This is a genomic window from Streptomyces sp. GESEQ-4, from assembly GCF_017948455.1.
In the GTDB taxonomy this organism is placed as follows: domain Bacteria; phylum Actinomycetota; class Actinomycetes; order Streptomycetales; family Streptomycetaceae; genus Streptomyces.
The window spans coordinates 220321-232707 of the sequence record NZ_JAFFSU010000011.1 but is presented as its reverse complement, the minus strand read 5'-3'; the positions used below and the strand labels follow the sequence as shown (position 1 = coordinate 232707).

The following is a 12387-nucleotide window of genomic DNA, read 5'->3' as shown; positions in this document are numbered from 1 at the left end:
TAGGGGTCGCGCGGAGGAAAGTTACCGGCGGTACAACATAGGCTTCCGACGTGGCAGAAGACGGAGGACGACGCGAGTACCGCATGGAGGAGCTGGCCCGCCTGGCCGGCATCACCGTCCGCACCCTGCGCTTCTACCGTGAACGCAAGCTGATCCGGCCACCCCGCCGCGAGGGCCGCATCGCCTGGTACGACGATCACCACCTGGCCCGCCTGCGCACGATCGCGGCACTGCTGGAACGCGGCCACACCCTCAACGGCATCGCGGAGCTCGCGGAGGCCCTCGAACACGGCCGCGACGTCGCCGACGTACTCGGCGTCGACACCCCCACCGAAGAGGAGCCGGTCCACCTCACACCCGAGGAACTCGCCGCCCGCTTCGAGGGCGAGGTCACCCCCGAGAACCTCGCCGCCGCGATGGACCTCGGCTACCTCGGCACCGACGGCGACGAGATCGTCCACGTCAGCCGCCGCCTGCTGGACGTGTCCGCCGCCCTCGTCCGCGAAGGCATCCCCCTGGCGGAAGTCCTGGCCGCCGGCAAACAGGTACGCCAACACGTCGACGCCCTCGCCGAACTCTTCGCCGACGTGGTGCTCCGCCATGCCACGGAGGACGACATGCAGCGTCTGCGGCCGCTGGCGCGGAGCGTGGTGGAGGCGGAGCTTTCGCTGGCGATGGATCGGCGAATGCGGAAGTCGTAGGTGTTCTTTCGGCTTTCCCGCCGTGGGGGCTGGTCGCGCAGTTCCCCGCGCCCCTTAGGTAGCTGCCCTCGCCCCTTCTCAAGATCTTGGCGGCAAATTTGGTCTCGAGCGGTCCGGTACGTGGCTGTAGTCCGGGGGTGTTGCTGGAGGGTTCGTCTGGAGTAGGTCCAGGGCCAGCTGCACCGCGTCGTCCAGCTGTGCGTGCCTCCCCTCTGCCCAGTCCAGGGGTGTGCGGAGGATTTCCAAGTCGGGGGCGACGCCGTGGTTTTCGATGGACCAGCCGTACGCGTCGAACCAGGCCGCGTTCATGGGGACCGTGATGATCGTGCTGTCGCCGAGGCGGTGGCGGCCGGTCATGCCGACCACTCCGCCCCAGGTGCGCTGGCCGACGACCGGGCCGAGCTTGAGGAGCTTGAAGGCTGCCGTGATCATGTCGCCGTCGGAGGAGGTTGCCTCGTCGGCCAGGGCTACCACCGGGCCCCTCGGGGCGTTCGAGGCGTACGACACCGGCTGGGCGTTTCTCGTCAGGTCCCAGCCGAGGATGGTGCGGGTGAGTTTTTCGACGACGAGTTCGCTGATGTGGCCGCCTGCGTTGCCGCGTACGTCGACGATGAGGGCCGGCCGGGAGACCTCCATGCGCAGGTCGCGGTTGAACTGGGCCCAGCCGGAGCCGCCCATGTCGGGGATGTGGAGGTAGCCGCAGCGGCCGCCGCTCAACTCGCGTACGACCGCGCGGCGTTTGGCCACCCAGTCCTGGTAGCGCAGGGGGCGTTCGTCGATCAGGGGGACTACGGCGACCCTGCGGGAGCGGCCTTCGCCCTCGGCCGGGGTGAACGTCAGCTCCACCGTCGTACCGCCTGCTCCCGCAAGGAGTGGGTACGGGCCTGTGTCGGGGTCCACCGGGCGACCGTCCACGTGGGTCAGTACCGCGCCCTCGCGGATGCCCGTGCCGGCGAGAGGGGAGCGGGCCTTGGAGTCGGACGACTCGCCGGGCAGGATGCGCTTGACCGTCCAGCCGCCGTCCCTGCGGACGAAGTTGGCGCCGAGGAGGCCCTGCCGGCGCTGGTAGTGCGGGGGGCCTTCGTTGCGGCGGGCGGCGGAGACGTAGGCGTGGGAGGTGCCCAGTTCGCCGAGCACCTCGCGGAGCAGGTCCGCGAACTCGTCGGGGGAGGCCACTCGTTCGAGCAGGGGGCGGTACTGGTCCAGCACCGCGTCCCAGTCGATGCCGCACATGCCGGGTTCCCAGAAGTAGGCGCGGATCAGGCGGCCCGCCTCCTCGTACGACTGGCGCCACTCGGCGACCGGGTCGACCTCGTGCAGGATGCGGCGGAGGTCGATCCAGACGGTCGTATCGCTGTCCCCTGATTCGGTGGAGGGGACGGCTCGCAGGTCGTCCTCGTCGACGACGACCAGGCGGGTGCCGTCGCCGCTCACCGCGAACCAGTCCAGGTGCTCGACCAGTTCGGACTTCTTCGCCTTGGTGATGTTGAAGTACTCGAGGGTGGGGCGGCCGGTCGTGTCGTCGGGATTGGCGAACGTCTCGCCCAGCGCGCCCGAGATCGGCCAGCGCAGCCAGACCAGTCCGCCGCCGGACACCGGGTACAGCGCCGAGTACTTGGAGGCGGCGACCGGGAAGGGGGTGACCCGGCTCTCCAGGCCTTCCACTTCGACCGTGACCGCGCCGTCGCCGCTCTCGTCGTCCTCCACCGGGTCAAGGCCGCCCGCCGCCGGGCGGCCCTCGGGGTTCAGGGCGAAGGGGGAGGGGGTCGCGGAGGACAGCGGGACCAGGTAGGGGCGGCAGCCGAGGGGGAAGGAGAGGTCGCCGGTGTGGACGTCGTACACCGGGTCGAAGCCTCGCCAGGAGAGGAAGGCGAGGTAGCGGCCGTCTCGCGTGAAGACCGGGTTCTCGTCCTCGAAGCGGCCGTTGGTCACGTCGACGATGAAACGGTCCTTGATCCGGGCCATCTTGATCTGGCGGAGCGTGCGGCCGATCCCCGGGTGCGACCACGTGAGCCATGCCCCGTCTGGGGAGAACGCCAGGTCCCGCACCGGGCCGTTGATCGAGCGGATCAGCTCGGTGACCTCGCCGTTGGAGTCCTCCGTTGCGTCGATGAGCAGGAGGCGGCCGTCGTGCGAGGCCATCGCCAGGCGCTCGCCCTGGGGGTCGGAGACCAGCTCCAGGACGCGGCCCAGTTCGCCGGAGGCGAGGCGCCGGGGCGCGCGGTCGCCCGTCGCGCGCGGCAGGTACGCGATCTCGACGGCGTCCTCGCCCTCCGCGTCCGTGACGTACGCGACCTGGCCGACCTTGCCGAGCATCTCCGGGAGCCGGACCCGTACGCCCGGAGTGTCGGTGATCGTGCGGGCCGGGCCGTCGCGGTGGGTCAGCCAGTAGAGACTTCCTCGTACGATCACGGCGCTCGCGCGGCCCGTCTCGTCGACGGAGATGCCGTCGACGTGCTGGGCGGCGGGCACCTGATACCGGCGGCGGCCCGCGCGGGGGCCGCTCAGGCGTACGTCGAGCTTGCGCGGCTTCGAGTCGGCGGTCAGGTCGTCGACGATCCACAGGTCGCCCGCGCACTGGTAGACGACGCGTGTGCCGTCGCTCGCGGCGTGCCGGGCGTAGAAGGCGTCGTGGTCGGTGTGGCGGCGCAGGTCGGAGCCGTCGTGGGCGCAGGAGTAGAGGTTGCCGACGCCCTCGTGGTCGGAGAGGAAGGCGATACGGCCGCCGACGAACAGGGGGGCTTCGAGGTGGCCGTCCACGTGCGCGAGGAGCCGGTCGCCGTGCAGCCAGAGGCGGCCCATGGCGCCACCCCGGTAGCGCTTCCAGGCGGCCGGTTCGTGCGGCGGGGTGCCGGTGAGGAGCAGGGTCTTGCGCTCGCCGTCGAGGTCGGCGACCTGGATGTCGGAGACCGGGCCCCAGGGGAGCTTGCGGCCGGGGTCGCCGTCGGGGGTCACCTTGTAGGCCCAGGTGAAGTAGGAGAAGGGCTCGCCGTGCGAGGCGACGGCGAGGATGTCGCCGTCCGGGGTCCAGCCGCACACCCGGGTGTCAGCGCTGCCCCAGTACGTCAGCTGCCGTCCGGCGCCACCGTCCACCGGCACGACATGGATCTCCGGGACCAGGCTGCGCCAGCTCGTGTACGCGATATGGCGGCCGTCGGGCGAGAAGCGGGGGTGGCCGGCCTTGGTGCGGTCGACGGTGAGCCGCCAGGCTCGGCCCGGTCCGTCGAGGGGGGCCAGCCACAGGTCGTCCTCGGTCACGAAGCACAGCAGGTCGCCGCTGAGGTGCGGCAGGCGCAGATAGCTCACCTCCCCATGCTTTTCCCGTCGATGGGGCCGGGCAACTTATGCGGTACGTACACACGTGACCCAGCACACGTACGAAACGGTTTCGTTTCGCGGGAGCTTGCGCTACATTCATGACGTACGAAACAGTGTCGTTCCAAGTCGGCAGTTCCCTCCGGCGAGGAGAAGGAGAAGGTGAGTGGGATGGCTGAGGCCGCAACGGTGCGTCGCAGTCGGATCACGCCCGAGCGCGAGGCCGAGCTGTACGAGGCCGTGCTCGACCTGCTCCGCGAAGTCGGCTACGACGCCCTCACCATGGACGCCGTGGCCGCCCGCACCCGTTCCAGCAAGGCCACCCTCTACCGCCAGTGGGGCGGCAAGCCCGAGCTGGTCGTGAAGGCCGTGCGGCACAGCAAGCCCGGTCCGTTCGAAGGCGTCGACACCGGCTCGCTCCGGGGCGATCTGCACGCCCACATGGAGCAGACGGACGACTGCGAGATGGAGCAGAACGCCGGGCTCATGCGAGGCCTGGCGATGGCGGTGCACAACAACCCCGACCTCCTGCAGGAGTTCCGGGAAAAGCTCATCGAGCCGGAAATGGCGGAGTTCGGCCGTGTGCTGCAACGCGCCGTCGACCGGGGCGAGATCCGGGCGGACAACCCGGCGCTGGGCTATGTGATGCACATGATGGTCGGTGCGTTCGTCGCCCGGGGCCTGATCGAGGACCGGCCGCCGACCCGGGACTTCCTCACCTCGTACATCGACGCCGTGGTCCTCCCCGCCCTCGGTATCACCGTGAACCGGTCTGCCGACCGGTAACCCAACCGGTCACTCAACCGGTAATTCCCACAGCAAGCCCCACCCCACCTGACGTAACCGCTCACGTCGTCGGGCCGATCACGCCTGCACCCCAACGGGCCGATCACCCCTGCCCTGTTACACCCACGACCTGACCGGGAGTACGCCCTCGTGGCAACGTTTCTCTACAAACTCGGCCGGCTCGCCTTCAGGCGACGCCACTTCGTCGCCCTGATATGGGTGGCGCTGCTGACGCTCGCGGGTGTGGGCGCGGCCAGCGCACCCGCAGCGGGTTCCTCCTCCTTCTCGATCCCCGGCACCGAGGCCCAGAAGGCCTTCGACCTGCTGGAGGAGCGCTTCCCCGGCATGGCTGCCGACGGCGCGACCGCGCGGGTCGTCTTCCAGGCGCCCGACGGGGAGAAGATGACCGACGCCGCCAACAAGGCGACCGTCGAGAAGACCGTCCAGGACCTGTCCGACGGCTCCGAGGTCACCTCGGTCGCCGACCCGTTCAAGGCGAACGCGGTCAGCAAGGACGGGACGGTCGCGTATGCGGCGGTGTCGTACGACGTCTCCGGCATGGAACTGAAGGACGCCTCCAAGGAGGCGCTGGAGGACGCCGCGCAGGACGCGCGGGACGCCGGGCTGACCGTCGAGATCGGCGGTGACGCGCTCCAGGCGACGCCGGAGACCGGTTCCGGCGAGATCATCGGTATCGCCGTCGCCGCGGTCGTCCTCGTCATCACCCTGGGCTCGCTGGTCGCGGCCGGACTGCCGCTGCTGACGGCGCTCATCGGCGTGGGGATCGGCGTCTCGAGCATCACGGCGCTGGCCAACCCCCTCGATCTCGGTGACACCACCGCCACGCTGGCCATGATGATCGGCCTCGCGGTCGGCATCGACTACGCGCTGTTCATCGTCTCCCGCTACCGGGCCGAACTCGCCGAGGGCCGGGACCGCGAGGAAGCGATCGGCCGGGCGGTCGGCACGGCGGGCTCCGCGGTGGTCTTCGCGGGCCTCACGGTCGTGATCGCGCTGGCCGGACTCGCGGTCGTCAACATCCCGATGCTGACGAAGATGGGCTTCGCGGCGGCCGGCACGGTCGTCATCGCCGTACTGATCGCCCTGACGATGATCCCGGCACTGCTCGGGTACGCGGGCCGCAAGGTGCAGCCGGCGGGGTCGAAGAGCAAGTTCCTCGGCCGCCGGAAGTCCGCGTCCGCGGCGGAGACCAAGCCGAACATGGGCACGCGCTGGGCGAGCTTCGTCGTACGCCGCCCCGTCGCCGTCCTCCTCTTCGGCGTCATCGGCCTCGGAGCCGCCGCGGTTCCGGTCGCCTCGCTGGAGCTGGGCCTTCCCGACGACGGCTCGCAGCCCACGTCCACGACACAGCGACAGGCGTACGACACCCTCTCCGACGGCTTCGGGCCCGGCTTCAACGGGCCGCTGATGATCGCTGGCGACGCGAAGGGCAGCGACGATCCGAAGGCGGTCGCGCAGACCACCATCGATGACATCAAGGGCCTGGACGGCGTCGTGTCCGTCAGCCCGGCGGCGTTCAACAAGGCCGGGGACACCTTCACCATCACGGTGATCCCCGACTCCAAGCCCTCCTCGACACAGACCGAGGACCTCGTCCACTCCATCCGGGACGCGGGCGCGCAGATCAAGTCCGACACGGACGCGGACGTACTGGTCACCGGCACGACCGCGATGAACATCGACTTCTCCCAGAAGATGAACGACGCGCTGGTCCCGTACCTGGCGCTGGTGGTAGGCCTAGCCTTCCTGCTCCTCATCGCGGTCTTCCGCTCGATCCTGGTCCCGCTGAAGGCGGCCCTCGGCTTCCTGCTGAGCGTGCTGGCGGCGCTGGGTGCCGTGGTCGCGGTCTTCCAGTGGGGCTGGCTGTCCGGCCTCCTGGGCGTCGAGGAGACCGGCCCGATCATGTCGATGATGCCGATCTTCATGGTCGGCGTGGTCTTCGGCCTGGCGATGGACTACGAGGTGTTCCTCGTGACCCGGATGCGCGAGGCCTACGTCCACGGCGAGAAGCCGAGCCAGGCGGTCGTCACGGGCTTCAAGCACGGCGCTCGTGTGGTGACCGCCGCCGCGGTGATCATGATGGCGGTCTTCGCCGGCTTCATCGGCTCCAGCGAGTCCATGATCAAGATGATCGGCTTCGGCCTCGCGATCGCGGTCTTCTTCGACGCGTTCGTCGTGCGGATGGCGATCGTCCCGGCGGTACTGGCACTGCTCGGCCACAAGGCCTGGTGGCTGCCGAAGTGGCTGGACCGCGCGCTGCCCAACGTGGACGTCGAGGGCGAGGGCCTGAGGACCGCGGAGGACCGCAGCAACGCGGATCCGGACGAGGAACGGGAGCTGGTACGCGTCTGACGTCGTACAGCTTCTGACAGGACCGGCCGGTGAGGGCTCCGTGGGGACGGCGGCCTTCACCGGCCTTCTGCTGTAGTGCCGCGCTCCTCTGCCGTGCTGCGCCCGAGATAGGTGACCGGCCCCGGATCGGGCACCGCGATCTCATGGAAACCGAGACGACGGTAAAAGGCTCGCGCGGGCGTGTTGGCGGTCAGCATCGACAGATGCACGGCCGGCACACCCCTCCCGTGCAGCGCCCGCAGGAACGTCCGCATCAACTCACGTCCGTAGCCGCGCCCTTGCCACTCCGGCAGCAGGTCGATGTGGAGATGGGCGGGGTAGTCGACGACCTCGGGCAGCAGCATCCGCTCGGGCCGACGCAGCAGCGAGACGATCTCCTCATCGGGCGTGCGCGGCGGACCGCCGGGCTCCGGATACCGGTCCGCCACCCTCGGCAGCCACTTCGCCCGGAAGTCCTCGACGAAGCGAGGGGTGTCCGCCGTCCCCAGGATGTAACCGACGGCCCGCCCGCGCCCGTCGTCCAGCACGAACGCCAGCTCCGGTTCCAGATGGACGTAAGGCTGCGCGAAGATCACCGGAAAGACGCCGGGGTCGGCGTAGTGGGGCCGGGCATCCTGACCGACGTGGGCGGTGCGAACACAGATGTCGTCGAGGCGATCGCGATCGGCGGGGCGATAGAGACGTACGGCGGCGGATGGGACGTCACGAATCCCTGCGGGCATCGAGGCCATCACCGCATGCTGCCCGCCCGACACCGCCCCCGCAATGCAGTTCTCGTGACGCACGTCAGGCGCTGGCAAGGGGCCGGACGTATGTTGGCCGTATGGACCCTGCAAGCGGAAAGCACGGCATCGGCTCGGACACAGGGCAGCTAAGGATCAAGACCAGCCGCACCGGGCTGGGCCGCAAGGCCGGCCATGACCTGACGATCGAGGTCACCCGGTGGTCCGGGGACGTCACCGTCGATGTCGCCGATCCGGGCCGGTCGTCCGTGGTCGCCTCGATCGAGGTCGACTCCCTGGAGGTCCGGGAGGGAGTCGGAGGCCTGAAGCCGCTCACGGACGACGACCGGGCGGACATCAAGCGAACGATCCGAGAGAAGATCCTCCATTCCGCGGAGCACCCGCGCATCACCTTCACATCGACCGAGATCGCCGGCACCCCGCACGCCTTCACCGTGACCGGAGACCTCACGATCATGGGCACGACCCATCCGATCACCCTCGAGGCGGGCCTGGACGCCGAGGGAGGTGTGCACGGCACCGCCACCGTCGTACAGAGCACCTGGGGCATCAAGCCGTACAAGGCCTTCGCCGGCGCCCTCCGACTCGCCGACGAGGTCCGCATCGAGTTCGACCTCGCCGCACTGACCGAGACGGCGGCACTGGGGTAGCCCTTCCCGGCACTCCCCGGCCCGCCGGAAAGCACCAATTGGAACGTTTGGGCCACGAGTGAGCCAGGACCCCTCGGGTCGGCAGCACAGAGGCTGGCCCAAATCTGCCAATTACCGGCTCAGGCAGGACCGGCGAGGCCCATATGACTCGCGAGGTACGACCGCGCCCCACCCTCCGGCCGCAAGCCGCTAAACCCGCCGGGCGCGCCGCCACTCGGCTGACGCGTCCCGCACCCCCCACGCACCGCAAGCCGCTAAGCCACCCGGCGTGCTGGCGAGGCGCGACCGCGCCCCCGACCCCGGCCCGCATCCCAGCCCACCCGACCGAGAACATGAGTCGGCCACCCACCCCTCCGGGCCGCCCGCTCGCTTCTCACCCGTGCTGGAGTGAGCCGAGTCAAGGGTGGCCGGAGGCCATCGGCGGAGCCGACGCGTAGCGCAGCGGAGCGCCCTTTACTCGGCTCGCGGAAGCACGACACTGCCAAAGAAGCGGGCGGCCCCGACGGTCACCGGAATTCGCCCTCGCCAGATTCCGGCCGCCGCCCTCGCGTGCTGATCAACGGATAGGAGTTGATCACAAACTCCGGGTTCTTCAACAACGCGTAGAACCGCCGCAGTTCCCCCTCCGTAACCCCATCCCCCCGAAGCCCCACCTCCGCCTGTTCCATATTCACGCGATGCAGGTCGATCCCCGTGCCGCCGCCCGCCCAGGACTCCGCGTACGTCGTCGCCGTGACGTCCGTGAGCCCCGCCCGTGTCATCGCCGAAGGCACCCGGCGCCCCCACGCCACATCGGCGCCCGCCTTCTCCAACTGGGCCAGCAGCGCGGCCTGGACGTGGGTGAACAGGGCGATGGAATCGTCATCCGGGGTCGCGAGGACGGGGATCCAGGTGCAGTCGAACTCCTCCAGCAGGAGCCATCCGCCCGGCCGCAGGGCTGCCGCCAGCCGCTCCAGTACGGCGATCCGCTCCGGCAGGTGCAACAGGACCAGCCGGGCGTGGATCACGTCGTAGTCGCCGCCCGGCAACGGGTCGTTGACGATGTCATGGCGCAGCAGGCGTACCTGCGGCGGCCGGGGTCGCGACTCGGCCCAGCGGGGGTCGAGGTCGGTCACCGTGACCTCCCCCTCCGGACCGACCCGTTCACCCATCCACGCCCCCAACGATCCGCTGCCCCCGCCGACTTCCAGGCAACGGAAACCGGGGGCCAGGCCGGTCAGTTCCAACTGGCGGCGGGAGACGGGGTCGTAGCACGACTCCAGGGTCGAGAAGCGGTCGGGTGTGCGGGCGTCGGTGTTGTCGAACAGGTAGCGGGACATGGGGTTTCTCCCTCTGCGGGATCTGCGAGCTCTGCGCGGGGCGCGGTGACACCGATGAAAACGAACGCGAAGGGCAACGGTGTTGTGAGTTAGCGTGCCGTTCATGACGACCCCCGCCACCTCCGCCACCGAAGACTCCGGAGCCCACCCACGATTCGCCGAGGCACTCCAACAGCTGGGGCTCGGTGAACTCCAGGGCCGCATCCGCCGCTTCCCGGACGCCACCCGCACCGCCGCCGAGGCGGCCGCCGCCATCGGGTGTGAGCTGAGCCAGATCTGCAAGTCGCTGATCTTCGCGGCGGACGGCGTACCGGTACTGGTGCTGATGGACGGGGCCTCACGGGTCGACGTGGAGCTGGTGCGGCGGGAACTCGGAGCCGAGAAGGTGACGCGCGCGAAGGCGGACGTCGTACGCGAGACGACCGGGTACGCGATCGGAGGCGTGCCACCCTTCGGACACCGCACGAAGACCCGGGTACTCGCCGACCGTTCCCTGCTCGACCACGACCTCGTGTGGGCCGCCGCCGGAACTCCGTACACCGTCTTCCCCATGGAGCCCAAGAAGCTGATCACCCACGCCGGCGCGAATCTCGTGGACGTACGCGAGCAGGACACCCACGACCAGGGCGCACCCGAGCCCACCCCGTGACCCCCCTGGTCACCGCCGCCGTCCTCCTCGCAGCCGTAACCCACGCCGGCTGGAACGCCATCGCCCATCGCATCACCGACAAGCTCGTCGGCTTCACGTTGATCGCGGGCGGCGGTGTGGCGATCGGCCTGACAATGATCCCGTTCGTGGCGATACCGGCGGCGGGCGCATGGCCGTACCTCCTCCTCTCCGCCGCCATTCACATCGCGTACTACGCGCTGCTGATGAAGTCCTTCCGCCTGGGCGACTTCGGCCAGGCCTACCCCATCGCCCGCGGTAGCGCGCCCCTCCTCGTCACCGTGCTCGCCGCCGTCTTCGCCCATGAGGTGCCGGACGCGTGGGCAGCCGCCGGCATCGCCCTGTCCTGCGCCGGCCTCACCGGCGTCGCCCTGTGGGGGCTGCGCGGCCGGCGCCCCGACTGGGCGGCGATCGGCGCGGCCCTGGCGACCGGGCTGACCATCGCCGTCTACACAGTGGTCGACGGGCTCGGGGTGCGGGCCTCCGGATCCTCGCTCGGCTACATCGCCTGGCTCATGGTGATACAGGGAACGATCATCCCCGCGTACGCCATCCGCCGCTGGCGACGTCAGACCATCACCCTGCTCCGCCCGTCCGCCGCCCTCGGCCTCCTCGGCGCCGCACTGTCCGTATCGGCGTACGCCCTGGTCCTGTGGGCACAGACCAGGGCCGCCCTTGCACCGATCGCCGCCCTACGGGAATCGTCAGTCAAGCCGCGCTCATGCAGTAATACGTCGCTGATCAAAGGGGCTGGATGAGGCATCCCGTACACCCAGGAGTCGTCCCGCACCCATGAGTCCTCGGTACGGTCTGCGGCAGCATCGAGACGGAGATCGTTCTCTCAGGAGGGGGCGACTTCTACGCGGCTGAGTGCTACCACCAGCAGCACCTCTCGAACATCGAGAACTCGAATCGGTACTGCGGGCTGGGCGGGACGGGCGTCAAGCTAGGTGACCCCTTCAGGACGAACTGGGGCGCCTCGTGCCCGACGTGCATCGTTCCGGCTCCGGACGCGAGCTACTTGGGCGCGAGCCTCGAAGAGCAGGGCCCCCACGTCGTGCCTTACCGGGCAGGTCCACAAGCGCCCGACGCGCCGGAAGCTTACGGGGCCTGATCACTCGCGTCTCAACAGACCCAGTCCAAAGCTGCGGAACTAGTCTCATACGGTCAAGTTAAGGCACTTGGGGCCATCGACGTTCTGGATTATGAACTGGCTATGCCGACTCTGAGACGGGTCGTAGGAGATTTCACCACTTTCATTAGCCCGAACAATAATCGTGCCTGCGCACGACTCTCCCTTAGCCCTACCCGCCGACGGCCAACTCGGCGACAAATGCGCAGAATTTCCACTGACAGAGTCACGAGAATGACAGTGTTTACTGATCTGGGTACACGCAACATGTGCCGTGGGAGCCGCATCTCTGACACCAGCCAGCACCTCAGGCAGAGGATTCTTGTACTTGTGCCGTCCGAGAGAGAATACCACCAGTTGAGGCTTCACCTGTTCACAGACTTTTCTCGCGAATTCTCGGTCATCGCCCCCCTTTGCCGAACCGCCGTGATGTGGAAATACGAGGACTGGCGCCTCCATATCCACGCCACGACTCACGATGGCGTCGAATCCCTTATCGTCAATATCCGCAGCGAGTAAGACAGCAGGCCTACCCCCAAGGCTCACCCTTAGGACAGCTGACATTCGATTACTCGGAACCTCGCCGCGCTTATGCTTTCGCGAGGTCTGACCAATCCCAGCCAGACGCATGTCGGGGTGGAGCACCTCGATTGCTACCCGCTCGAAATTTAGATCCTCGCGAGCACCCACATTTAGGTTAC

At 68.9% G+C, this 12387-nt stretch carries 9 protein-coding genes; 6 read left to right on the top strand and 3 right to left on the bottom strand.

The features are described from left to right. The first annotated feature begins 83 nt into the window (after positions 1-83). Positions 84-701: a MerR family transcriptional regulator gene (locus KCH48_RS22650; protein WP_210576575.1), complete on the top strand. Its 618-nt coding sequence runs from the start codon at positions 84-86 to the stop codon at positions 699-701. Between the two features lie 78 nt (positions 702-779). Here the strand turns inward: KCH48_RS22650 and KCH48_RS22645 are convergent, their stop codons facing one another. After that, the gene (locus KCH48_RS22645) at positions 780-4007 is read right to left on the bottom strand and encodes a S41 family peptidase (protein WP_210576504.1); all 3228 of its coding nucleotides are present in this window, start codon (positions 4005-4007) and stop codon (positions 780-782) included. 180 nt (positions 4008-4187) lie between these two features. Here KCH48_RS22645 and KCH48_RS22640 point away from each other — a divergent pair, with 180 nt between their 5' ends. After that, the gene (locus KCH48_RS22640) at positions 4188-4802 is read left to right on the top strand and encodes a TetR/AcrR family transcriptional regulator (protein WP_210576503.1); all 615 of its coding nucleotides are present in this window, start codon (positions 4188-4190) and stop codon (positions 4800-4802) included. 150 nt (positions 4803-4952) lie between these two features. Further along, complete coding sequence (locus KCH48_RS22635) at positions 4953-7175, top strand: MMPL family transporter (RefSeq protein ID WP_210576502.1); 2223 nt, start codon at positions 4953-4955, stop codon at positions 7173-7175. A gap of 56 nt (positions 7176-7231) precedes the next feature. Here the strand turns inward: KCH48_RS22635 and KCH48_RS22630 are convergent, their stop codons facing one another. Next, positions 7232-7906 carry an N-acetyltransferase gene (locus KCH48_RS22630; protein WP_246885678.1) on the bottom strand — a complete coding sequence of 225 codons (675 nt, stop codon included), beginning with the start codon at positions 7904-7906 and terminating at the stop codon, positions 7232-7234. Positions 7907-7998: 92 nt separating this feature from the next. Here KCH48_RS22630 and KCH48_RS22625 point away from each other — a divergent pair, with 92 nt between their 5' ends. Continuing rightward, positions 7999-8568 (top strand): YceI family protein, encoded by a 570-nt coding sequence (locus KCH48_RS22625; protein ID WP_210576501.1) that lies wholly within the window; start codon positions 7999-8001, stop codon positions 8566-8568. Between the two features lie 506 nt (positions 8569-9074). On the opposite strand, the gene KCH48_RS22620 is transcribed toward KCH48_RS22625, so the two are convergent. Beyond that, complete coding sequence (locus tag KCH48_RS22620) at positions 9075-9887, bottom strand: methyltransferase domain-containing protein (protein WP_210576500.1); 813 nt, start codon at positions 9885-9887, stop codon at positions 9075-9077. A gap of 103 nt (positions 9888-9990) precedes the next feature. Here KCH48_RS22620 and KCH48_RS22615 point away from each other — a divergent pair, with 103 nt between their 5' ends. After that, positions 9991-10536, top strand: coding sequence for a YbaK/EbsC family protein (locus KCH48_RS22615; RefSeq protein ID WP_210576499.1), 546 nt, complete (start codon positions 9991-9993; stop codon positions 10534-10536). After that, the gene (locus KCH48_RS22610) at positions 10533-11312 is read left to right on the top strand and encodes an EamA family transporter (protein ID WP_210576498.1); all 780 of its coding nucleotides are present in this window, start codon (positions 10533-10535) and stop codon (positions 11310-11312) included. Before KCH48_RS22615 ends, KCH48_RS22610 begins: the two co-directional genes overlap by 4 nt. Positions 11313-12387: the final 1075 nt, after the last annotated feature.